Raw genomic sequence first — 23,340 nt, 5'->3', positions numbered from 1 at the left:
GTCAGTTCCGGCGGTGGGCGGGAGCGGTGACGTCAGCGAGGTGTGACGCGGGCCGCGCGAGGAGGTGGCGCGGGTCAGCGGCGCGGGTGATCGCCGCTTCGACGGCGGTGATGCGGTCGGCGAGCAGGCCGAGGGCGGAGACGGCCCGGGCGAGGGGGTCATCGGCGGAGCCGCCGAGGGCTCGGGTACGTGTGTGGACGGCTGTCACTTCCGTCCAGCGGGCGGCCTGCGCCGGAGTGAGGGTGCCGCGGATCGCGGCGAGCTTGAGGAGGTTGGCCTCGGCCTCGGCGGTGAGGGTCTGGGCCTCGGCGGTGTAGTGGTCGTCGATCACCGCGCTGAGCTCGGCGTCGTTCATCGCGGGCGAGATACGGGCAGCGATCTTGTTCATCGTGCGGTACGACCCCTGGAGCCGGAACGGCGGTTCGGTACGGGCCTCGTCGGCGGTGGCCGCCGAGGAGATGTACTCGGCGTTGACGGCGAGCACGGTGTCGCGGGCGTTGAGGAGATGGCGGAGGACGGTGATGATCTGGTCGAGCTCGGCGGGGGCGTAGGGGTGGGCGAGCCGGTCACGGCGCGCTGTCGGGTCGCCTGCCGCCAACCGGGTCAGCAGCTCCAGTTCGGAGCGGTCACGGCCCGCCAGGGGCGCCAGGACGGGGTGGGACGTGAGGGCGTTCTCCACGAAGCTGAACGCGAAGGCCTCCTCCTTGCCGGTGAGGACGTCGCCGAGGTTCCACACGTCGGCCCGGTTGGCGAGCATGTCGGGGACGCGGAAGGCCTGTCCCGACTCGGTGTACGGGTTCCCGGCCATGCAGACGGCGAAGCGCTTGCCGCGCAGGTCGTGGCCGTTCAGGGTCCGGGTGGCGTCGCAGAGCGGGATGAACTTTTGCAGGAACTCCGGCGAGGTGTGCTGGATGTCGTCGACGTACAGCAGGACGTTGTTGGCCGCCGCCAGGGCGAAGGCGATCTTCTCCAGTTCCCGGCGGGCGGTCGCGTCGGGCGCCTCGGCGGGGTCGAGCGAGGTCGTCCGGTGTCCGAGGGCGGGTCCGTCGACCTTGACGAGAAGCAGGCCGAGGCGTTCGGCGACGTACTCGATCAGTGTGGTCTTGCCGTAGCCGGGCGGAGAGAGGAGCAGCAGCAGGCCCTGGGAGTCGCTCCGCCGGCCGGCGCCGGTCGTGCCGAGCTGTTTGGCCAGGTTGTCGCCGATGAGGGGGAGGTAGACCTCGTCGACGAGCCGGTTGCGGACGAAGGACGGCATGACCCGGGGCCGGTACTCGTCCACGCGGAGCCGGTCGCGCTCGGTGACGACAAGCCGAGCCCGGCGTTCCCGGTACGTACGGAAGGCCGGCACGTCGGTGGCCGCGAAGTCCCCCGTCCTGGCCAGGAACTCGTCGAGCCGCACTTCCAGCGCGCGCCCCTCCAGGCGGGGGTGTGTGCCCAGGAGCCCGGTGACCGTCTCCGTGAGGGGGGCGGCGACCTCGTAGCGGTCGAGCTCCGGGCACAGCTCGACCGCGACGGCCTCGGCGAGCACGCCCTGGTCGAGCCGCTCCCCGGACGCCGACGCGTAGGAGGTGAGCCATGCCTCGACGAGCTGACGCCGCGCGTGCGGTTTGGTGAGGGAGGCGAGGGCGTCGTCGTACGCGGATGATCCGACGGCGCGGCGGAACTTGTCGAGCAGCGTCCGCGCCGGGTCCGAGACGGCGAAGCCCGTCGGCGCGGCGGCGAGCTCCTCGACCAGGTAGGCGGCGGCCGTCGGGTCGCCGATCTCCTCGGCCAGCTCGCTCCGCAGGCCGTCGACGGCCGACTCCGCGCCGAAGAGGTCGCGGGCCCGGGTCAGGGCCTCGGCCCGGCGGGACCACTGGTCGCGGGCCTCGTCGGTGGCGGTGTGGGCCCAGAAGACCTGGGCGGCCGCGCGTGCCGGAGCCGGGTACCTGAGCAGTCCGACGCTTCCGTGCAGCCGGAGGACGGCCTGCAGGATCACCGCCGCGTCGTGGTCGTGGACGCCGCGCTCGTACCCCTCGTCGTACGCGGCCTCGGCGGCCCGTCGCGCGAGCGCGACCACGTCCTGACCCGCCAGCGTGCCGGCGCCGTGCTCGGCGAGGAGTCGCGCGGCCAGGTATTCCGAGCGGTAGACGTCGGGCGACTCGGAGGGCAGGGTCCGGTCCCAGAACGGGCGGGTCTCGGCACAGTCCGGGGCGCTGACCGGCACGCGGTAGTCGGTTCCGGTCAGGCTGAGGGCGAGGGTGTCCTCGTGCGGTACGAGGGTCAGCTCCGGGGCCTGCCGGTTGACGGCGAAGCGGTGCCGGCCGAGCCGGATCGTGGCGCCGCCGTCGCCGAAGAGCTCGCTGCGGTCCCGTAGCGAACGACCTGCCTCCTGCCGGGCGGCGCCGAGCCGGCTCTCCAGTTCCTCCGCCCGGGCCTCCTCGCCGAGTTCCCGCAGCTCGGCGCCGGTGCGCCGGATCCTGGCGACCATGGGGTCGGAGGCGAAGTACGTGTTCACCTCGTCCAGGTCGGCCAGCGTCGCGGCTCGCCGGGCGATCGTGTCCAGGACGCGGCCTGCCGATGCCGCGAGGCGCTCGGCGCGGCGAGCACGGGCGTCCTGGAGGGACTGCCTGCGCGCGGCGAACGCGTCGTACAGCTCGGCGCGCTTGTCGGCGATCTCGCCGAGGAAGCCGTCGTGCTCGGCGAAGCGGGACTCCAGGTTCTCCAGCTGGAGCAGCAGCCGGCCGAGCTGGTCGTCGCAGCGGTCGGGGCTGTCCGCGGCGGCCAGCGCGCCGGTGACGGCCTGGCCGAGCAGGGCGAACTCGGCGGCGAACTCCGCCCGCCCCTCCTGGTCGAGGAGTTCGGTGCGGCGGGCCGCGAGGAGGGCCCGGGCGCGGTTCAGCGCGCCCAGGACATCGGCGATCCGTTCCAGGATCGAGGTGCGGACGGTGGCGTCGCCGATGTCGAGGCCGGCGATGACCTCGCTGAGCGTCCGCAGCCCGGCGGTATGCGTGTCGAGCCGCTCGGCGACCGGGCCCGCGCCCGCCACAGTGGTGACGGCGCCGGCTTCTGTCGCGAGCCGTTCCGCCTCCGTGTGGTGGGCGGCGAAGGCGTCCTCACGCCGGAGGAAGGCGACGGCCCGCTGGGCCGCCGAGGCGATGTCGGCCTCGACCTCCCCGGCGAGGGCGTCGATGCCGTCCGTGTCGGCGTACCGCATGTCCTTCAGGGTCAGCAGGTGACCCTGTGCCTGGCGCAGCTCGGTGATCCGGGAGATCCACTCCCCGGCCGTGGCGGGCACCTCGCCACGGACGCGCCGGACCAGCCGGCCGACCTGCTGGGCGGAGTCCGCGAATGCCTCCGCCGCCTGTCGGGTGAGCGCGGTCACCGTCTCGAACTCGTCGAGGACCTGCGCTGCGGTGGCCCGGAGCTCCGTCAGCGGGGTGAGCAGGTCGCCGGTCTCCGGATCGCCCAGCCAGTGGTGGACGTCGCCCGCGCGCACGCAGGCGGCGACGAGTGCCTCGTACACCTCGCCGGCGGGGGTCAGCTCGGTGGCCTGACGGACGATCGACAGGCAGTCGGCGATCCCCCGGACCAGATCCGCGTTGCCGATGCGGGCCAACGGACCGTCCACGACAGGAGGCACATGCGTGTCGGAGACGTACGGGGTCCGCCAGATCTGCACGGGGTGGACGCGGCCGGGCTCGCTGGTCTCGTCGCGCAGCACGACCATCGTCCCGTCGTCGAGCAGCGCGTATCCGCGGCAGGACACCGGATGGGCGATCTCCTTGCGGATCAGGTTGTACGGCAGGAGGAGACCGCGGCGCTCCGGCCGGGTATGGAAGGCGAAGAGGAGGTTCTCGCCGTCGGGCGAACGGATCGCCCGGTCGAAGACCAGTCCCGAGGTATCGGTGTCGAAGGTCTTCACCGCACCGGAGGCGAGGCAGTAGCCACCGGGGAAGACGATTCCCTCGTCCCCGGGCAGCCGCAGACACGACTGACCGATGCCGTCGAGCCTGACCACGCTCCCGGTGAGAGCGTTGAAGACGAGGTGGCGGACGACCTCCTCCTTGTACGGGCGGACGCGCACCAGGGTCAAGGCCCCCACGACCGCGTACGCGACCTCGGCGTCAGCCAGTGCCTGGAGCGGCTCGTCGACCGGCTCGGCGAACACGCCCTCGGCTGTCTCGGCGTCGTTCTCCGTCTTGACGGTCAGCACCCCGCTGACCGTGGAGACGAAGAGGCGTTCGCCGAGTGAGACGTGCGGGTGCCGGCCCTGGACGTGGTCGTCGCGGGTCGTCTCCACCCAGTCGACGTCGTGCGGGGGCGGAAAGACGTGGTCGCGCTCTCCCAGGGCGTCGAGGAACCGCGTCTCGCCCGACGGCCCGACCGACCAGCGCAGGACGCGGATGTCGTCGGTCTTCTGCCCGGTCCGGAAGACGGCGAGGAGCCGGCCCTCCACGCGCCGCAGCCGGAGCAGGCGCGCGCCCCGGAAGTACCGGTGCAGCGCAGAGAACTCCCGTACGAAGCCGGGGTCGTCGAGGAGGCCGGGCACCGCGTCCTCGGGCAGCGGGTTCAGGTCCCGGTCGTGAAGGGTGAAGACGTCGGCGACCGACGGCTCGGCGCTCCCCCCGTAGGCCGGGTGGGAGCCGAACAACAGGGCGTCGTCCCCGACCGCGGCGACGTCCAGCAGTGCCCCGGCGCCCTCGGTGCGGACGCTGCCGGTGCCGGTGAGAGCGAGTCGACCGGAACCGAAGGCGGTGGCGCGGGCCGTGTTCAGCGCCTCGGCACGCCCGGCCAGCTCTGCCGCCTGCGCCGAGAGGCGGTCACGCAGCATCGCGTACGTGTCCTGGTCGATTCCGGTGCTCATGTCGATCCGCTCCTTGTCCCGTGATGGATGCGGGTCCGGTGCCGACAACCCCCGTATGCCGGCACCGGACCCGCTGTGACCGCTCCCCCCGGGGCGGTCAGTTCGTGGCCGCGCCGTTCAGCGCGGCGGTCTCGGCCGGGGCGGCGGTGGCCGGGCCGGGGACGTGCGCGTCGAGCACGCCGGACTTCATGGCCTTCGCCAGCAGCGCGGAGACGCTGAGGTTCTGCACGTCGGCGCTGGAGAGCGAGCCGAGCACCTTGGTGAGGTCCTCGGTGAAGGAACCCTCGCCGTCGAGCCACGGGCCGGCGAGCGCCTGCGCGGTCCGGGAGTGGTCCATGAAGCCGTCGACGGACTTGCCGAGCGCGATGGACTGCACGAGCCGGTCGAGGAAGACCGACTCGCCGCCGACGATGTTGATGTCGGCGTTCTCCAGGCCGGTGGCGAGCACGGTGGCCTGCGCCTCGGCGACCTGACGCTGCACGTCGAGGCCGGCGAGCCGGATGTCCTTCTCCGCCTCCAGGCGCAGCCGGTACTCCTCGTGGGTGCGGGACGCCTCGTCGAACGCGGCGACGGCGATGGCCTTCTGGTTGAGACCTTCGGCCTCCGCCTTGAGCTTCTCTCCGATCGCGGTGGCCTCGGCGAGCGCCTTGGCCCGCAGCCCCTCGGCCTCGGCGCGCAGGCGGGCCTCGGTGGCCTCGGCCTCGGCGCGGCCGGTCTTCTGGATCGCGTCTGCCTCCTTCTCGCGTACCTGCGCGGCGGCCAGGCCCTCGGCGGCTGCTTCGGCCTGGATACCCTCGGCGAGGCGGATCCTGGCTCGGGCGTCCATGTCGGCGGCCCTGGTGCGTGCCTCGGCGAGGGTGAGCTCCTCGGCGGCCCGGTGGAGGGCGGCCTGTTCGGCCGCCTCGGCGGCCTTGATGTCCTTGACCAGCTTCTCCTGGGCTTCCGCCTCGGCCGCGATGACGACGGCCTGCCGGGCGCGCTCGGCCTCCTCGACGGTCCGCAGCCGCTTGATCGACTCCTCCTGCTCGGCGACCGTACGGTCCACCGCGACCCGCTCGCGGATCACCTCGGCGATGTCCCGGCGCTCGGCCTCGACCTCCTTCTCGGCGGCGATGCGGGTGAGTTCGGTCTCCCGGTCCCGGGCGATGACCTCCAGGAGCCGGTCCTTCTCGATCCGCTCGTTCTCGACGGCGATAACCCGCTCGCGGTTCTTCTGTGCGACCGCGACCTCCCGTGCCTGGTTCTCCCGCTGGATCCCGAGCTGCTCCTCGGTGCGCAGGAACGCGCTCTGCGCCCGCAGCCGCTCCTCCTCCACGACCTTCGCGGTCTCGGCCTCCTCCCGGGCCCGTACGGTGTCGATCTCCCGCTGCTGCTTGATCTCGGCGTCCGCCTGGCGCCGCTCGAGTTCGAGGATGGCTTCGCGGGCGTCGACGTTCTGGCGGGTGATCTCCTTCTGCTCGTTCTGGCGCAGCTCGTTGGTGCGGACGTTCTCGGCGGCGGTGAGTTCGGTGATCTTGCGGATGCCCTGGGCGTCCAGGATGTTGCCGGCGTCGAGCTGGGACAGCGGGGTCTGCTCCAGGTAGTCGATGGCCGCGTCCTCCAGGCTGTAGCCGTTGAGGTCGATGCCGATGATCTCGATGATCCGGAACCGCAGCTCCTCGCGCTTGGTGTAGAGGTCGGTGAAGTCCAACTGCTTGCCGACGGTCTTGAGCGCCTCGGAGAACTTCGCGTTGAACAGCTCCTGAAGCGTCGCCTTGTCGCTGGCGCGGGACGTGCCGATGGCCTGGGCGACCTTGATGACGTCCTCGACCGTCTTGTTGACCCGGACGAAGAACGAGATGCGGATGTCGGCGCGGATGTTGTCGCGGCAGATCAGGCCGTCGCGCCCGGTCCGGGAGATCTCGATGGTTTTCACCGAGATGTCCATGACCTCGGCCTTGTGCAGGACGGGCAGGACGACCTGCCCGGTGAAGGTGACGTCGACCTTTCGCATCTTCGAGACGATCAGTGCCTTGCCCTGCTCCACCTTGCGGAACAGCCGGCTGATCACGAAGAGCAGGGCGACGGTGACGAGCAGGACAACGGCGACGAGCACGCCGATGCCCACGGTGATGGCATCCATGAAGAACCCCGTGTCGATGGAGGAAGCGAAAGCCGCAGGCTCGGGCGGCGGGGCAGGAGGGCGAGCGGGAAGAGGGCGGAGAAGGGGCGGGGCGCGTCGGCGAACAGCACCAGCTGCCAGAACGCCGCCACGGTGACCACGGCCGCACCGAACGACAACGAGGGGAAGCCGACGGCGGTGTTCACGAACTCCCCCATGGCTCTCCCCCTGACATGTCACGGTTTCCGTCTCCCGGCACCAGACCGACGTTCGTGCCCTTCCGACAGCCATCCTGAAGCAGCGCCACCTTGCTCCGCATTGCCGGAACCAGGCAGTCTTTGACGCCTCCTTAATGCCGGTGGCGAGCGCTCCCGAGGCACATGCCACTCTTGTTCACCGCGTGTCGCGGACTCGTCAGAGACGCGGCGGGAATCCGCGAGGGGCCGTGACGGAGCGAGAACCGAGCGAGGAGTACCTGGAGGGGTACGCCGAGATCCTGACTCGGGTGTGCGCGACCCGCCGCAGCCTCACCCGGGAGGAACGCGAAGCTCTGCGCGCCCGAGGGGAACGCGCGCCGCGGAGGCCGGGATCGGGCTGCGATCCCTCGTCCGGGCGCACCTCTTTGCGGCAGAGCGGGTACGTCCCGGACTGCCGCGGTCCGCGGCCGAGCACCTCCTGGGCGCCGTCGAGCAGGCCGTCGACGCCTTCGCCGAGGGCCACGAACGGGGGCCCAGCATCTGGCGATGCGCCAGGAGAAGGCCGCGCGGAGGGAGTTCATCGACGACCTGCTCTACGGTCGCAGCGACCTCGGCAGGCTGGCCGAACGCGCCGAACGTTTCGGACTGCTCCTGTCCCACGCCCACGCGGTGGCCGTCGTCCAGGGGCCGGAACCCTACGACGACGGTTACGCGGTCACCCGTACCGTCGAACCCTCGCTCGTCGCCTGCTTCGGCAACCGCCGCATCCTCCTCACCACCAAGGACGTCCGGCTGATCTGCGTCGCCCCCGCCGACGAGCCCGACGTGCTCACCCACTTCGCCAAGCAGGCGTACGCCGCCACCGACGGCGGCCGGGTCGCCGTCGGCCGCGCACACCCGGGCGCCGGCGGTGTCGTCCACTCGTACGAGGAGGCCCGCGGCGGCGCGAAACCCCTCCTCGACCCCCTCACCGCGTACTTCCCCGCCGGCTGCGTCACCGCCCAGGCGGCCCGCAGTCTCAGCCTCAGCGTCCGCGCCACGAGCTATGTGACCGGCCAACCGGAGGCCGCTGGAGGCCGAACCGTTTCCGGCCCGGTGGCAGAGGTTAGGCGTGACAGGCGGAAACCCGGACCGCCCGTATCGCACCTCAGGAGGCAGACATGACCACCACCGTCAAAGACATGCTCGACACCTACCCCGCCGACCTGGGCGGGGTGGACCGAGAGAAGCTCGTCCGTTGCATCGAGGAGTGCATCGCCTGTGCCCAGGCGTGTACCGCCTGCTCCGACTCCTGCCTGTCCGAGGAGACGGTGGGCGACCTGACCAAGTGCATTCGCACCAACGCCGACTGCGCCGACATCTGCACCGCCACCGCCGCGGTGCTCTCTCGCCACACTGGCTACGACGCCGGCATCACCCGCGCGATCCTCCAGGCGTGCGCTGTCGCCTGCAAGGCATGCGGTGATGAGTGCCAGCGGCACGCCGACATGCACGACCACTGTCGTGTGTGCGCCAAGGCCTGCCGCCGCTGCGAGCAGGCGTGCAACGACCTGATCGCCTCCGTGGGCTGATCCCATCGAACCGCCCAGCGGCTCCCGCGATCGCTCGGCGTTCCCCCCGTCGGTGGAGCCACCTGCGAGGCACTCCGTGGCCAAAGACGAGTACCTCTATCCGCCGTGCGCCAACGCGTCGAGGGCGGAGACCTCCAGTCGGACCGGGTTCCCGGCCCGGCCACGAGCAGCTCTTCCGGCTTGCGCACGTGACAGGAGAGCGCTGTTCGCCCCTCCCGGGACGGACCGGGGACTGCGGTAGCGCACGTGGAGACGCACGCGGCGAGGCCCAAGCGGTCGGCTGAGCCGACGGTGGGACAGTCCACCGGCGGAAGTCCTGGGTCTGCCTACGGGCCGGTGAGAGGAAGGGCGAGCGGGACGTCAGCGGCGACGTGCGTGAGCTTTTCGGGGTTGCGTACGTAGCAGGGCCCCGAGATAAGGGCGCGTTCCACTTGGATCGCCACGATGCCGTACCGTCGTCCGCCGACGCGACGACCCGACTCCTGAAGCTCCCCCCATGCCGCCCCTCCTCACTCGGCCACGTCCGCCGTCCGGGGGCATCGTCGCACCGAACGGCATGACGGTTCACTGCCGAGCCTCGGCAACCTTCACGCCAGCTTGATGCCACCCGCGCGACTGGGGCCGGAGCGCCGGCGCTGACGCTGCCATGCGGAGCTGGACGCTGACGTCGAGCGCAACAGTGACGCCTCGCGGGCCCGGCCTCGTCCTTGCGCATGCCCGAGGCGGCCCCCGCAGGATCGCGTCGGCGCACGCCCCGGGCGAGCTACACGGGCGTCGTCGGCGTCCCTCGCACATCGAGTGGTGGGGGTGTGACCGACGTGGCGGTGTGCAGCGTCGTCGACGGAGCGACAGCGGCGTAGTGGGCCCCGTAGCTCTTCCGTGTCTCAGGTCAGCGCACCCGCCCCCGCGCCTTCAGCGGGGTGGTGGGGAGCTCCGGGGCCGGCAGCGGAGCGCCGTCGTAGCCCTTGACCTCGCCGAAGCGGTCGCCCGTCATCCAGTCCTCGCGGGCCCGGCGGATCTCCTCGTCCGTGCGGGCGACGAAGTTCCACCACATGACGATCTCCTCGCCGAACGGCGGCCCGCCGAGGAGGATCAGGCGGGCCGGCCGGGGCGAGGTGTTGGTGAGGGTCAGGGTGGTGCGGCCGGGAGCGACGTAGCCGAGGTCGGCCGGGTCGAGGGAGGTGCCGGCGAGGCTGATGACGCCCTCGTCCACGAGGACGCCGTGCTCGAAGGCCGGGTCCACGGGGAGGGTGACGGAGGCGTCCGGGTCGAGGAGGAGTTCGGCGCCGAGGAGGGGGGTGAAGGTGCGTACGGGAGAGGTCTCACCGGCCAGCGTGCCCAGGAACACCCGCAGCCGCGCGCCGTCCAGCCGGACCTGGCGGGGCGCGTGGTGCTGGAAGTCGCGCGGGGCGTGGCGGTGCTCGTCGGGGAGGGCCACCCAGAGCTGTACGCCGTGCAGGACCGTGGTGGCGGGGGTGGAGACCTCGGTGTGGCTGATGCCGTGGCCGCCCGTCATCAGGTTGAGCTCGCCGGGGCGTACGAGGGCGTGGCTGCCCAGGCTGTCGCGGTGTTCGATCTCCCCGCTGAAGAGCCAGCTGACCGTCTGCAGTCCGGTGTGCGGGTGCGGGGCCACGTCCATGCCGCCGGTCTCGGCGACCCGGTCGGGGCCGTAGTGGTCGGCGAAGCACCAGGCGCCGATGAGCGTCCGCGAGCGCTGCGGCAGGGTGCGCCGTACGGTCATCGCGCGGGGGCCGCCCAGCGGCACGTCCCGGGCGGACAGGACCTCGACCTCGATGTCCACGGCGCTCATGTCTGACCTCTCCTCGACAAGATTGTTTTAATTTCAACAACTGTGCGCCATGATAGCTCCCGCGTCCGTGACGTGCACGGACCGACCGAGGAGCACAAGGTGAGCGAGGGCGACGTGAGCGAGGGCACCGTGGACGAGCACAGGGCGGGCGGCGCCGTAGAGGCCCCCTCGGGCCGACGGGTGTTCGTCGACAAGCAGAGCCCCAGGGCCTACCACGCCCTGGTCCAGACGGCCGACGCCGTCCGCGCCACCGCCGCCGAGGCCGGGCTCGACCGGATCCTGGTCGAGCTCGTCAACCTCCGCGTCTCCCAGCTGAACGGCTGTGCCTTCTGTCTCGACGTGCACACCCGGGCGGCGCTCCGCGCCGGCGACACGACCCGGCGCCTCGGCGTGCTGCCCGCCTGGCGCGACACCGAACTCTTCACGGCCCGTGAACGCGCCGCCCTCGTCCTGGCCGAGGCCACCACCCACCCCGCCGACGCGCTCGCCCAGGAACGGGCCTACGAGACGGCCCGCGCCGCCCTCACCGACGAGGAGATCTCCGCCGTCATCTGGGTGGCGATCGCCATCAACGCCTTCAACCGGGTCTCGATCCTGAGCAAGCACCCGGTGCGCGAGCCCTCTGCCCACCGCGAGCCCCCTCCGCACCGCGAGGGGTGAGGCGCCTCCTCGACCCCGGCACGCGTCCGAGCGCTCCGCTCCGGGCCTCCGAGCACCGTCCGAGCACCCGACCCCTTGCCGAACCCGGCGTCGCCGTGCTCAAATCCGTGGCGTCACCTACGGACCGGGATGCGTGTCAGTCCCGGGGCGGCCCCGGGGCGCGAGGCCGGACGGCGGGGAGCGCGGCGCGATGCGCGCGCTGGACGCCGGGCGTACGGGAACCACGTTTCCACGTATTCGCGTACCCGCAGGAGCTGCACCATGAGCAAGCACGTCCTGGCCCAGAACCAGTACGGCAAGGCCGAGAACCGCATCGTCAAGATCACCCGTCAGGGCAACGACGGCGCCTGGCACGAGATCCGCGACCTGAACGTCTCCGTCGCCCTGCGCGGCGAGTTCCGCGCGGTCCACCACACCGGCGACAACGGCAACTGTCTGCCGACCGACACCACGAAGAACACCGTCTACGCCTTCGCCAAGGAACACGGCGTCGCGTCCCCCGAGGCGTTCGGCATCCTGCTGGCCCGGCACTTCGTGAGCTCCCAGCCGGTGATCCACGAGGCGCAGATCCGCGTCGAGGAGTTCACGTGGGACCGGATACCGGTCCCCACCCGCCCCGAGCAGCACTCCTTCGTCCGCAAGGGCCAGGAGGTGCGCACCGCCCAGATCACGTACAGCGGCAGCACGGGTCAGCTCCAGGTCGTCTCCGGTCTGAAGGAGCTGACCGTCATGAACTCGACCAACTCCGAGTTCCACGGCTTCATCAAGGACCGCTACACGACCCTCCAGGAGGCGTACGACCGCATCCTGGCCACCAAGGTGACCGCCCGCTGGGCCCACTCGGTGGCCGCCGCAGGCGCCGACGACTTCGACTGGGACCGCTCGTACACGCAGGTCAGGCGCCACATGCTGGAGGCCTTCGCGGAGACCTACAGCTACTCGCTCCAGCAGACCCTCAACGCGATGGCCGAGCGGGTCCTCGACCACTGCCCGACCGTCAACGAGGTCCGGCTCAACCTGCCGAACAAGCACCACTTCCTCGTCGACCTCGAGCCCTTCGGCCTGAAGAACGACAACGAGGTCTACTACGCCGCCGACCGGATGTACGGCCTGATCGAGGGCACCGTCCACCGCGACGGCGTCCAGCCGGTCATCGCGACCAGCGACTGGATCACCGCCTGATCCGCGAAGTGCCCGTGAAACGGCGGATCCCGGTGAGCCGTGGGGCTCACCGGGATCCGTGAAGAGTCGGAACGACGGGGGAACGTCGTCACCATGGTGTCCGAGGGGGGACTTGAACCCCCACGCCCGATAAAGGGCACTAGCACCTCAAGCTAGCGCGTCTGCCATTCCGCCACCCGGACGGGGTGTGTGCCGTGCGCGGCGCTGGCCGCGGCGACGGAGAACAATCTACCAGGTGTTCGAGCCGCTCCGCACCACGTTTCCCGTGGTCAGGGGCGTGCGGCGGGCGGAGCGGGGCGTACGGGGGCGGGGCGGGGGGCGGTGCGGGCGGGGCGCGGGTTCCGCCGTCGTTCACCCGGTGGCCGTACGACCGCCTTCCGGCGGCGGGACCCTCGTCCTACGGTCGCCGCGTCGCGTTCGCCTCAGAGAGCGGGAGGTCCCGTGTTTCCGCGCCCCACGAGCCTCGTCCGAGCAGTCACGGTGCTGGCGGCGGTCCTGCTGATGGCGCCACCCCTGGTGACGGCGCCGGCCCGCGCCACCCCGGCCCCCGCCGCCCGCCCGGCCGGCCCCGGCCCGCTGCCGCCCCAGAAGACCCACTTCGACGTGCAGGCCCACCGGGGCGGCCTCGGACTGACCACCGAGAGCACCTTGGAGGGCTTCGCCAAGGCTCTGCGGCTCGGTGTGACGACCCTCGAACTGGACACCCAGATCACGAAGGACCTCAAGGTCGTCGTGACCCACGACCGCAAGGTCAGCGCCGAGAAGTGCCGGGACACCGGCCCGGTGACACCGGGCGATCCGATGTACCCGTACGTCGGCGCGTACGTGAAGGACCTGACCCTCGACCGGATCCGCACGCTGGACTGCGGCTACCGCCGGCTGCCCGGCTTCCCGGAGCAGGAGCGGATCGCCGGGGCCCGCATGGTCGAGCTCAAGGACGTACTGGGCCTCGTCAAGGAGTTCCGTGCCCACGGCGTCACCCTGAACATCGAGACCAAGGTCGAGGCCGGCGCGCCCGAACAGACCGCCCCCCGTGGCCTGTTCGTACGGCGGGTCCACGAGGAGATCCACGCCTCCGGGATCGGGCGCCAGGTGACCATCCAGTCCTTCGACTGGGGCGCACTGAAGGAAATGCACCGGATCGCGCCGGAGTATCCGCTCGTGGCGCTGACCAACCACGACTTCCTCCAGGTGGGGCGGCCCGGCGCCTCCCCCTGGCTCGGCGGCATCGACGTCGACGACCACGGGGGCGACTTCGTCGCGGCGGCCGCCACGGTCCCGGGCCTGACCGCTCTGTCCCCCGTGTACGGCTTCCCCCAGAACGGCACGGTCGGCGATCCGGACTTCCGCTTCTACGTCTCCCCGCGGATGGTGGCCGCCGCCCACGCCCGCGGCCTGAGGGTCGTGCCGTGGACCTGCGACGACCCGGCCACCATGGACGCGTTGATCGGCATGGGCGTCGACGGCCTCATCACCGACCATCCCGACCGGCTGCGCCGGGTGATGGCCGAGCGCGGCATGCGGCTGCCGAAGGCGTACGGCCACCGCTGAGCGCGTCGGCCGCGCTGCCTGCGCCGACCTCGCTGCCTGCGCCGACCGCGCCGACCGCCGGCGGGGTACGGCCACGCTGACCGCCGTCCCGCCGGGTCCGGGATACTGCTGCGATGCCGCAGACCTCGTCACCGCTGTTCGTGCGCTACCAGGGCACCGTGCGCAGCCCGCGCGGGCACTTCCCCGGCGTGTTCGCCCTGGCCAACGGCCTCGCCCGGGAGGGGCGGCTCAGCGAGGAGCAGTACCGCTTCTGGCGGGCCGCGAACGACTGGTACGACGCCGCCTATCCGGACCCCTCCCGCAGCGATCCGACGGTCTACGACCACGAGGTGAACCCGGGTGCCGTCGCCTGGTTCAGGGCCTCGGCCACGCACCTCCTGGACCGCGTGCCCGGGTATCTGCGCCTGCTGGCCGCGCACGGGGTGCCGTGCGTGCGGGTGGAGTCGGCCGACCCGGGGCGGATCGTCTACGAGGACGAGGTCCAGGTCGTGGCCGTACCTCGGTAGCGGGCACGGACGCCGGCGGTCACTCCGGCAGGCGCGTGCCCTCCGGGAGCCGGATGCCGAAATCGTCCCGGAGCACCCGCAGCACCTCGTCGGCGTCCGCCAGGTCCCGCTCCTTGAGCGTTCCGTCGGGGGCGGTCTCGGTGAGGCGGCGTCCGCTGAGGGCCAGATGGGCGTCGGCGGTGGTGCGCTGGGCGTAGACCCCGCGGGCGAACGGCGAGCGCGGGTTGGTGGCGATGTGCCAGTTGATCACCTCGTAGTCGGGGGCCTCGAACGGCTCGACGGTGAAGGAGTACTGGTCCTCCCATTCGCCCTCCGCGGGCAGGTACGTCTGGAGCACCCACAGCTCCAGCGGCCCGTCGTGCGGCGCGTGGACGAGCCGGTGGCGACGGGGCGCGTCGAGCAGCTCCGGGCCTGCGGTCAACGGGATCGGCTCCAGGAGGGAGCCGATACTGCCGAAGCCGACGTCGGTCACGTACGGCACGGGCTCGCCCGGCACGTCGGTCAGCATCAGCATGTGCGTACGGGGCCGGATGTCGCCCGGCCCGGCGCCGACCAGGACGCGCGCGGTGAGCAGCGTGACCCGGAAGCCGAGGGCGGTGAGGGCCGCGGCCAGCAGGGTGTTGTGCTCGTAGCAGTAACCCCCGCGCTCGCCGCGGACGAGCTTGGCCTCCAGGTCCGGCAGCGCGAGCGAGGGCGCCCGGCCGAGGACGGGGTCGAGGTTCTCGAAGGGGATGCCGTGGATGTGCGCGCGGTGCACCTCCCGCAGCACGTCGAGGGTGGGGCGGTGGTCTGCCCGGAGACGCAGTCCGATGCGGTCGAGGTAGGCGTGGAGGTCGATGTTCATGCGTTCACCGTACGCAGTGGGGCGCAGCGGCCGCGTCGGCCTGACGTCCCATCCGGCCCCGGACGGGTCCTACGTCTTCGGTCCGAGGTCCGGGGCGGGTGACGCCGGTGGCGGGGCGGGACGCGTCAGGGGTCCGGCGACCGGAGGGGGCAGAAGGGGAGCCGGTGTCAGCGCTCCGCTGCCGAGGCACACGTCGGCGAATCCCGGCGGCGGCGACGTCGCCACGTGCGCGACGACGGATTTTCCCGTGCGCCCGGCCGCGGGGGCACGCCGCGGGCACGTAGGCTCACGGCGGCGCGGCACATGCGACAAGGAGGACCTTATGAACGCCACCGAGGAAGGCCGGCAGCGGCTTGACGCGGCCGACGTCCTCAACGCCAAGAAGACCCTCGTCCAGCTGCTCGCCCGGGCCGGGGTCTACTCCGGTGACGCCGAGGAGTTGATCGGGCTCGTCGAAGCCGGAGCCCTGGCCCTGGCCCATGAGGAGCTCGACGGTCTCGCCCGTAGCGCGCCCGCCGGGAAGGGCGAGCCGTACGCGTCCGGCTGGCTCGACGGCGCCCGCACCATGGCCGACGACCTCGCCGGCCTCGCCGAACGGACCCTGCGTCAGGTCGTGGGCGCGGGCGGGTCCGCCGCCGACACGGAACCGCGGCCGCCCGTCGGCCGGATGGAACTGGAGCGGGCGAAGGTGGTGGTGCTGCCGCTCTACCTCACCTTCACCACGGCGTCCGACCTCGACCCGGAAGTCTCCGAGCAGGTCCTCACGGCCGTCCTCGGCACGATGAGCGCCCGGGGGCGGGCCGGGTACGCGGGCCGGCTCACGGAGTTCGCCTCGACGCACCACGCGCGCGTGGAGCGGATGTACGCGGAGTTCGGCCCCGGCAGCCCCATCGCCATTCACGGCCGTTACTCCCTCCTGCACTCCCCCACCAGCATCGCGGTCCTCGAACGGCTCACCACGACACCGGAGAGCCTGCGCGAGGAATGGGACGCTGCCGAACTGCCACCCGCGTGGCTGGAAGGACTGACGACGGCATGGGAAACGGTGGCCTGAGGGAGGCCGGACGCGGTGGCCTGAACGAGGCCGGACGCGGTGGCCTGAGCGAGGCCGGACGCGGTGGCCTGAGCGAGCCCGGACACGACCCCGGGCGCGATGCCGCGCACCGGTCCGGCGCCGGGGACGGACGCGGTGGGAGGTCCCTCGCGGCACCCGTCGAGTTCCTCGACGCCGAGCGGATCGACTTCACCGAGTGCCCGCTCCCGGCACTGTCCCCGGAGGAGCGGCGCGAGGTCGACCGCCTCTGGGCGCGGACCATCGCCGGCAACCCGGCCACCTTCGACGGCCCCCTCGTCGGGAGCCTGGGCCTCGACCGGCCCGCGCCGGGGCGCTGCGTGGTGCGGTGGGCCAGGATGACGTACCGCCACCGGGCACTGCGCGAGATCCGTCCGGCCGAGGACGTGCCGGGCTCCGTCTTCGTGACCGTACTGCTGCCCACCGACGAGGGCCTGGTCGTGGGCCGTGGGTCCGCCGCCACCGCGGCGCCCGGCCGCTGGACGCTGCCCGGCGGCGCGGCGGAACCGCCCGCGGCCGGGCTGCCGTTGGACCTGGCGACGCTCCGGCGGCACGCCGTCCGGGAGCTGGCCGAGGAGCTCGGGCTCCGGGTGCCGGACTCCGCGCCGCGCCTGTGGGCGCTGACCCGACAGCCCCGCTTCGGCAGCCTCGGCTTCCACTTCCTGGCTCCGCCGGTCCCCGCCGCGCTGGTGCGGCGTCACCATGCCGCCCTCGTGGCCGCCGGGTCCGCGGACGGCGCCGGACCCGAGCTCGACGCGATCGCGTTCCTGTCCGCGCCCCGGACCGCGGCCGGTCCGGAGGCGGACTACCTGCCGCAGCTCCTCGACCGGTACGTCCGCCACACGCGTACCGACGGGAGACGGGATCCGGACCGCTGAGGTCGACGGGCGGGACGGCAGGACCGGGCCGATGCCGCGGGCGCGACGGGAAGAGGGGGAGGTCGACCCGTCGTTCCGGCCCTCCAGGGCGCCGCCCGGTCCCTGCCGTGCGGACGCGGGCCCGTGCCGTGGGCTGTCGCGTCCTGCGTCCCATCCTCACCGGCCCGCCCCCTGCCCGGCCAGGGGCCCCCGGCGGCGTGAACACGCGATGGCGCGTTCACGCCGGGGTGCCGGGCCCGCGGGGACCGTGCGCCGCGCGTCTACTATGCGTGCCGGGAACGTTCGCGACGGGGAGAGCCGGCGAAGAGGAGGGGCGGTCCATGCGTCGGCTGGGGGATCTGGAAGCGGAGATCATGGACCGCTTCTGGAGGTGGAACCGCCCCGCGACCGTGCGCGAGATCGTCGACGACATCAACCGGCACCGGGACGTCGCCTACACCACCGTCACCACGGTGACGACAATCCTGTTCCACAAGGGCTATCTCACCCGCGAACGGGACGGCCGTGTCTGGGTGTACCGGGCCTCGGCCACCCGGGAGGCGTACGCGGCGGCGCTGATGGAGGACGGTCTGCGGGCGGGCGAGGACCCCTCGGCCGTACTGCTCCGCTTCGTGGAAGGTCTCGACGAGCACGAGCTCGCCGCGCTGCGCGGGGCGCTGCGCACGGTCGACCGCCGGTCCGGGCCGTAGCCGCCCGGCCTCGGCTGCTCCTACGGGCCGCGCAGCCAACCGGCGTACCCGGCGCGAAAGTCGGTGCTCGCGGGCGCGAACCCGCCCCGTCGGGGTCTCTCTGCTGCTGAACGGCCTCAGCCCGGGCCCGTGCCAGGCGGGGCCGTTGGCCACGTCTGCGGCGAAGGACCGGTACTCCCGGGGCAGTTCGATGCCGTCGGATCCTCGGATGCCCCGATCTCCGCCTCCGGCAGCCGGGGCGCCGGCTCGTACCGGTGCGTGTCCGCCCCCGAAGCGCTCCCCCCGCGGGTCCCTTGCCGCCGTCCTCACGAGCCGTGCGCGCACTCCCCTCGCGTCCCAGCCGGTCATTCGGTGACCGTGAGAGCGAGATCCGGACTCATGGGGGGGCGTCGGCACGCGATCAGGGTGGCCCTGGGCGGGAGCGCTGGTCGGGCCGGGCCGACGGGTGTCATGATCGCCGGTATGGATCCTTCCGGGAGCAGCCGCGCGCAGGTCCTCTCCTACGGCGACGTGAAGAGCGCCGTCGAACGCGTCACCGGTCACGTGCGGCCCGTGGCCGTCGCTCCCGCCGGCCCCGGCCCGGCCGGGCACGAACTGTTCCTCGCCCTGGAGTTCCTCCAGCACACGGGGTCCTTCAAGGCGCGCGGCGCGTGGAACTTCCTCCAGGGTCACCTGCGGTCCGGCGCCCTGCCGGCCGCCGGGGTGACCATCGCCTCCGGCGGCAACGCGGGGCTCGCCTGCGCCTGGGCCGCACGGGAGCAGGGTGTACCGGCCACGGTGTTCCTGCCGGTGACGGCGCCCGGGGTGAAGGTGGACCGGCTCCTCGGCTACGGCGCCGACGTCCGGCTCGTCGGCTCGGAGTACGCCGAGGCGCTGGCCGCCTGCGAGGCGTTCGCGGCGGAGAGCGGGGCGCTGGCCTCGCACGCGTACGACCATCCCCTCATCGCCGCCGGAGCCGGCACCCTCCTGGAGGAGATCCGCGCGCGGATCCCGGACCTCGACACGGTGGTCGTCTCGGTCGGCGGGGGCGGCCTGTTCGCGGGGGTCGCCACGGCGGCGCGGCACCACGGGATCCGTACCGTCGCCGTCGAGCCGGAACGCTGCCGGGCGCTCAACGCCGCCCTGGAGGCCGGAGCTCCGGTCGACGTGCCGGTCGACTCGGTCGCCGCGGACGCCCTCGGCGCGCGGCGCGCCTCCGCCACGGCCCTGCACGCCGCGCTCCAGGACGGCGTCCGCTCGGTCCTGGTACCGGACGACGAGATCGTCCGTGCCCGCCGGACCCTGTGGGACGACCATCGTCTCGTCGTCGAACACGCCGCCGCCACCGCCCTCGCGGCCCTCCCCCACGCCTACCGCCCGTCCCCCGGCGAGAAGGTCTGCGTGGTCCTCTGCGGCGCCAACACCGACCCGACGGACCTGGTGACCACGGGCTGAGGGCAGGCCGCGGGGTCCGGGCACACACCAGGGCGTGGTGGCCGGGCCCGTCTCCGACTCAGGTCACTGGACGGGGGACCCGAACTCGTCGATCTCGACGACGGTCAGGTCCACGTCCTGGGCGAGCCTCAGTCGGTGACGGCCGGGCCACAGGCGGGTGGGGCCGTGGATCCGCTCGCCGTCGACGAAGGTGCCGTTGCTGGAGCGGGTGTCGCGGATGTACAGCTGGCCGGACTCCCAGTACAGCTCGGCGTGTTCGCGGGAGATCTGGTCGAGCCGTTCGAGTCCGCTCACATGCGCGCACTCGGGTGCGTCGCGGCCGAGCCGGGTGGGCGCCTCGCCCTCGCCGCGCAGGGGGACGAGCGTGCCGGCCAGGACGAGGGCGAGCCGCGCCGGTGCGGAACGCACCGTCGGTTCGATCGGGGGCACCCGCCCGGCGCCCTCGGCCTCGCCGCCGCTCCCCCGCCCGGCGGCCCGGGTCGGGGCCTCGGCCGGCCCGCGGTCCCGCGTCGGGCGCCGCTCCAGTCCCGTGCCCTGCCCCTGGGCCTGCGGCGGCGCCGCCTGGTGGCGGCCCGGCTCGGACACGACGCGCTGCACCGCCGTCTCGTCCACCTCGTCGGCCAGGAAGACCCGTGCGGGTACGAGCTGTTCCCGTTCGTGCATGGGGCAGAAGCCGGGGGTCGTCGAGGTGGGGCACTCGTCCGGTGTCACCGGGCAGCGGTAGCGGATCACGGTCGCCATGCGTTCTCCCGAAGGTCACTGCGCGGGAGGCCGACTCCCGTTGCGCCGATCCTAGTTCGACACGGGTGGCCGCGATGGTCTGCCGGCCGCCGGGTCGATGACCGGCTGCGCTCCGGCCTCGACCGGCGGGACGACCGGGTCGTCCGCCTCCGCCGGCCCGGCGGGGATCAGCCGCCCGGCGCCCGGCGGTGTGAGACGAGGATGCTGAGCGCGTTCGCCGTGACGACGGCCCCGATCGCGGCCCCGTCGGCCCAGCCGAGGCGCTGGCCGAGGCCGAGCCAGCCGACGAGGGCGGCGAGGACGGGGTTGACGCTCATGAAGAGCCCGAAGGCAGCCGGCGGGACGTGACGCAGGGTGAAGAGGTCCACGAGGTACGGGACGGCGGAGGCCAGTACGCCGGCGGCGACGGCGTACCCGAGGGAGGCGGCGGTCGGCGGATGGCGCAGTGCGACGACGACGCCGACGGGCAGGAAGGTCAGCGCGGAGAGGGCCGCCGCGGCCGCGCTGCCCTGGGCGCCGGGGATACGGCTGCCGACGGTGCGGTTGAGCAGGATGTAGGCGGCCCAGCAGACGGCGCCGAGGAGGCCGAAGCCCATGCCGAGGTAGTCGGTGGTGGGCTGGGGGCGCATGAGGGTGACGACTCCGGCCGCGGCGAGGACCGCGCAGCAGGCGTCCACGCGGCGGCGGGTGGCGGCGAGGGCGATGGCGAGGGGGCCGAGGAACTCCAGGGTGACGGCGAGTCCGAGGCCGACGCGGTCGATGGCCGTGTAGAGGGAGAGGTTCATGGTGCCGAACACGACGGCGAGCAGGATCACCGGCTGCCACTGGCGGCGGGTGAAGTCGCGCACGCGGGGCCGGGCCATGGCGAGCAGGACGATCGCGGCCACGTACTGGCGGACAGCGACGACTCCGACGGGGCCGAGGACGGGGAAGGCGAGGGAGCCGGTCGCGGCGCCGATCTGGTTGGACAGACCGCTGCCGAGCATGGCGGCCACTCCGGCCGGGGAGGTGCGGTGCGGGATGTCGGCGAGGGGGGCCGGGGCGGCTTCGGCGGGGGCTGCGGACATGGGCCGATCGTCCTCGGCGCACCCGGTTGCGCAAAATGCATGGGCGTACGCGATCCATACGATTGGCGTATGGATGTGGAACTGCGGCAGCTGCGGTGTCTCGTCGCGATCGTCGACGAGGGCACCTTCACGGACGCTGCGCTCGCACTCGGCGTCTCCCAGGCCGCGGTCTCACGGACCCTGGCCTCGCTCGAACGCGCCCTGGGGGTGCGGTTGTTGCGCCGCACCTCCCGCTCGGTGACGCCGACGGGCGCCGGGATGCGGGTGGTCGGGCACGCCCGGCGGGTGCTGGCGGAGGCGGACGAGCTGGTGCGTGAGGCGATGTCCGGGGAGCGGGTCCTGCGGATCGGGTACGCGTGGTCCGCGCTCGGGCGGCACACGCCGGCGTTCCAGCGCCGCTGGGCCGCCGCCCACCCGGGTACGGAGCTGCGGCTGGTCCGCGTGAACTCGCCGAGCGCGGGGCTCGCGGAGGGCTCGTGCGATCTGGCCGTGCTGCGCAGGCCCCCCGCCGACCGGCGCTTCGATTCGGCGATCGTGGGGCTGGAGCGGCGGCTGTGCGCCATGGCCGCGGACGATCCGCTGGCCCGACGCCGTTCGGTGCGGCTCGCGGATCTGAGCGGGCACACACTGCTGGTCGACCGGCGCACGGGGACGACGACGCCCGAGCTGTGGCCGCCCGACTCCCGGCCGGCGACGGAGGAGACGTACGACGTGGACGACTGGCTCACGGCAATCTCGACGGGCCGCCGGATCGGGATGAGCGCGGAGGCCACGGCCAGTCAGTACCGCCGGCCCGGGGTCGTCTACCGGCCGGTGCGCGACGCCGAGCCGGTCGCGGTGCGGCTGGCCTGGTGGCGGGACGACCCGCATCCCGCCGCGCAGTCGGTGATCGAGCTGCTCACCGCGCTCTACCGGGGTCAGGACGGGGTCAGATGACGTTCCCCGCGCGCAGGGCGTCGACGTCCGCCGGCCCGTAGCCCAGCTCGGTGAGGATGCCGGCGGTGTGCTCGCCGACGGCGGGGACGGCGTCCATGCGCGGGCTGGTGCCGGACAGGTCGGCCGGCGGCAGCAGGGCCGGGACGTGGTGGCCGCCGGGTATGCGGACGTCCCGCCAGCGCTCGCGGGCGTCGAGGACGGGGTGGGCCAGGAACTCCGTCATGTCGTTGACGCCCGCGTTGGCGATGCCGGCGTCGTCGAGGAGCTTGCCCGCCGTCGCGCTGTCGACGCGGGTGAACCGCTCGGCCACCAGGGCGTCGAGCTCCTCGCGGTGGGCGACGCGGTCGGAGCCGGTGGCGAACCGGGGGTCGGTGGCCAGCTCGGGCCGCTCCAGGAACCGCTCGCACAGGGCGACCCACTCGCGCTCGTTCTGGATGGAGAACAGCACGTCCCTGCCGTCGGCCGCGGTGAAGGCGCCGTAGGGGGCGATGGTGGCGTGGCGGGTGCCGATGCGCGGGGGCTGGGTGCCGCCGTAGCGGGTGTAGTAGGCGGGCTGGTGCATCCACTCGGCGAGCGCCTCGAACAGGGAGACCTCGACGGCACGCGCGACGCCGGTGGTGGCGCGCGTGAACAGGGCGGTCAGGATGCCGCTGTAGAGGTACATGCCGGCGGCGATGTCGGCGACGGAGACGCCGGCACGGGCGGTGCCGTGCTCGTTGCCGGTGAGCGAGACCAGGCCGGTCTGGCACTGGACGAGGAGGTCGTACGCCTTGCGGTCGGCCCACGGCCCGCTCGTCCCGTACCCGGAGAGACCGGCCGCGATCAACGAGGGGAAGCGCTCGGCGAGGGCCTCGGGGGCGAGGCCCAGTCGCGCGGCGGCGCCGGGCGCCAGGTTCTGCACGAACACGTCCGCCTCGCCGAGCAGCCGCTCCAGCACCTCGCGGCCCGCGTCGCTCTTCAGGTCGAGGGTGATCGACTCCTTGGACCGGTTGAGCCACACGAAGTAGCTCGACTCGCCGTGCACGGTGGTGTCGTACCGGCGCGCGAAGTCGCCGTCGCCCGGCCGCTCGACCTTGATCACCCGGGCGCCGAGGTCGGCCAGCTGGCGGGTGGCGAAGGGAGCGGCGACCGCCTGCTCGACGCTGACGACGGTGATGCCGGCGAGCGGCAGGTCTGCGGGACGACCGGACATCGGGCGACCTCCTGGGCCTCGGTTTCGGCGGTGCGGGACGGATCGGGCGGACCGTCCCGGGGC

At 72.9% G+C, this 23,340-nt stretch carries 17 protein-coding genes, 1 tRNA gene and 1 pseudogene; 11 read left to right on the top strand and 8 right to left on the bottom strand.

Annotated elements, in window-relative coordinates; genetic code table 11:
* Position 1: 1 nt before the first annotated feature.
* Both ABD954_RS30855 and ABD954_RS30850 read right to left on the bottom strand, forming a co-directional pair.
* A complete protein-coding gene (locus tag ABD954_RS30855) occupies positions 2 to 4,846 on the bottom strand; it encodes a DNA repair ATPase (protein ID WP_345491028.1) in 4,845 nt (1,614 codons plus the stop codon).
* Positions 4,847 to 4,943: 97 nt separating this feature from the next.
* Complete coding sequence (locus ABD954_RS30850; RefSeq protein WP_345491027.1) at positions 4,944 to 6,968, bottom strand: flotillin family protein; 2,025 nt, start codon at positions 6,966 to 6,968, stop codon at positions 4,944 to 4,946.
* A 424-nt stretch (positions 6,969 to 7,392) separates the two neighbouring features.
* Here ABD954_RS30850 and ABD954_RS30845 point away from each other — a divergent pair.
* A pseudogene (locus ABD954_RS30845) lies at positions 7,393 to 8,308 on the top strand (CdaR family protein).
* A complete protein-coding gene (locus ABD954_RS30840; protein WP_345491026.1) occupies positions 8,305 to 8,715 on the top strand; it encodes a four-helix bundle copper-binding protein in 411 nt (136 codons plus the stop codon). The pseudogene ABD954_RS30845 and the gene ABD954_RS30840 overlap by 4 nt, the downstream one beginning before the upstream one ends.
* 889 nt (positions 8,716 to 9,604) lie before the next feature.
* Here ABD954_RS30840 and ABD954_RS30835 read toward each other — a convergent pair.
* Positions 9,605 to 10,525 carry a pirin family protein gene (locus ABD954_RS30835; RefSeq protein WP_345491024.1) on the bottom strand — a complete coding sequence of 307 codons (921 nt, stop codon included), beginning with the start codon at positions 10,523 to 10,525 and terminating at the stop codon, positions 9,605 to 9,607.
* Between the two features lie 129 nt (positions 10,526 to 10,654).
* Here ABD954_RS30835 and ABD954_RS30830 point away from each other — a divergent pair, with 129 nt between their 5' ends.
* Positions 10,655 to 11,185 (top strand): carboxymuconolactone decarboxylase family protein, encoded by a 531-nt coding sequence (locus ABD954_RS30830; protein ID WP_345492574.1) that lies wholly within the window; start codon positions 10,655 to 10,657, stop codon positions 11,183 to 11,185.
* Between the two features lie 261 nt (positions 11,186 to 11,446).
* Positions 11,447 to 12,367 (top strand): factor-independent urate hydroxylase, encoded by a 921-nt coding sequence (pucL, locus tag ABD954_RS30825; protein ID WP_345491022.1) that lies wholly within the window; start codon positions 11,447 to 11,449, stop codon positions 12,365 to 12,367.
* 94 nt (positions 12,368 to 12,461) lie between these two features.
* Here pucL and ABD954_RS30820 read toward each other — a convergent pair.
* A tRNA-Leu gene (locus tag ABD954_RS30820) sits at positions 12,462 to 12,549 on the bottom strand.
* 319 nt (positions 12,550 to 12,868) lie between these two features.
* Here ABD954_RS30820 and ABD954_RS30815 point away from each other — a divergent pair.
* Positions 12,869 to 13,918 carry a glycerophosphodiester phosphodiesterase family protein gene (locus ABD954_RS30815; RefSeq protein ID WP_345492572.1) on the top strand — a complete coding sequence of 350 codons (1,050 nt, stop codon included), beginning with the start codon at positions 12,869 to 12,871 and terminating at the stop codon, positions 13,916 to 13,918.
* Between the two features lie 113 nt (positions 13,919 to 14,031).
* Positions 14,032 to 14,424: a hypothetical protein gene (locus tag ABD954_RS30810; protein ID WP_345491020.1), complete on the top strand. Its 393-nt coding sequence runs from the start codon at positions 14,032 to 14,034 to the stop codon at positions 14,422 to 14,424.
* Between the two features lie 19 nt (positions 14,425 to 14,443).
* Here ABD954_RS30810 and ABD954_RS30805 read toward each other — a convergent pair whose 3' ends face one another.
* Entirely contained in the window at positions 14,444 to 15,268 is an 825-nt protein-coding gene (locus ABD954_RS30805; RefSeq protein WP_345491018.1) for an arylamine N-acetyltransferase family protein, read from the bottom strand.
* A 322-nt stretch (positions 15,269 to 15,590) separates the two neighbouring features.
* On the opposite strand from ABD954_RS30805, the gene ABD954_RS30800 reads away from it, so the two are divergent.
* The 4 genes from ABD954_RS30800 to ABD954_RS30785 all read left to right on the top strand — a co-directional run bounded on the left by ABD954_RS30800 (position 15,591) and on the right by ABD954_RS30785 (position 19,341).
* Positions 15,591 to 16,322, top strand: a complete 732-nt coding sequence (locus ABD954_RS30800) for a hypothetical protein (RefSeq protein ID WP_345491017.1) — start codon at positions 15,591 to 15,593, stop codon at positions 16,320 to 16,322.
* Complete coding sequence (locus tag ABD954_RS30795; RefSeq protein ID WP_345491015.1) at positions 16,304 to 17,218, top strand: NUDIX hydrolase; 915 nt, start codon at positions 16,304 to 16,306, stop codon at positions 17,216 to 17,218. Before ABD954_RS30800 ends, ABD954_RS30795 begins: the two co-directional genes overlap by 19 nt.
* A gap of 320 nt (positions 17,219 to 17,538) precedes the next feature.
* Entirely contained in the window at positions 17,539 to 17,907 is a 369-nt protein-coding gene (locus ABD954_RS30790; RefSeq protein WP_345491013.1) for a BlaI/MecI/CopY family transcriptional regulator, read from the top strand.
* 462 nt (positions 17,908 to 18,369) lie between these two features.
* Complete coding sequence (locus tag ABD954_RS30785; protein WP_345491011.1) at positions 18,370 to 19,341, top strand: serine/threonine dehydratase; 972 nt, start codon at positions 18,370 to 18,372, stop codon at positions 19,339 to 19,341.
* A 63-nt stretch (positions 19,342 to 19,404) separates the two neighbouring features.
* On the opposite strand, the gene ABD954_RS30780 is transcribed toward ABD954_RS30785, so the two are convergent.
* A complete protein-coding gene (locus tag ABD954_RS30780) occupies positions 19,405 to 20,082 on the bottom strand; it encodes an FHA domain-containing protein (RefSeq protein ID WP_345491009.1) in 678 nt (225 codons plus the stop codon).
* A gap of 167 nt (positions 20,083 to 20,249) precedes the next feature.
* Positions 20,250 to 21,149 (bottom strand): EamA family transporter, encoded by a 900-nt coding sequence (locus tag ABD954_RS30775; RefSeq protein ID WP_345491007.1) that lies wholly within the window; start codon positions 21,147 to 21,149, stop codon positions 20,250 to 20,252.
* Positions 21,150 to 21,218: 69 nt separating this feature from the next.
* Here ABD954_RS30775 and ABD954_RS30770 point away from each other — a divergent pair, with 69 nt between their 5' ends.
* Positions 21,219 to 22,085, top strand: a complete 867-nt coding sequence (locus tag ABD954_RS30770) for a LysR family transcriptional regulator (protein WP_345491005.1) — start codon at positions 21,219 to 21,221, stop codon at positions 22,083 to 22,085.
* Here the strand turns inward: ABD954_RS30770 and ABD954_RS30765 are convergent.
* A complete protein-coding gene (locus ABD954_RS30765) occupies positions 22,078 to 23,277 on the bottom strand; it encodes a CaiB/BaiF CoA transferase family protein (RefSeq protein WP_345491003.1) in 1,200 nt (399 codons plus the stop codon). The two genes, ABD954_RS30770 and ABD954_RS30765, sit on opposite strands and share 8 nt — an antisense overlap.
* Positions 23,278 to 23,340: the final 63 nt, after the last annotated feature.

This window comes from Streptomyces roseoviridis (assembly GCF_039535235.1).
GTDB classification, from domain to species: domain Bacteria; phylum Actinomycetota; class Actinomycetes; order Streptomycetales; family Streptomycetaceae; genus Streptomyces; species Streptomyces roseoviridis.
This window is presented reverse-complemented; position numbering and strand designations above follow the sequence as displayed.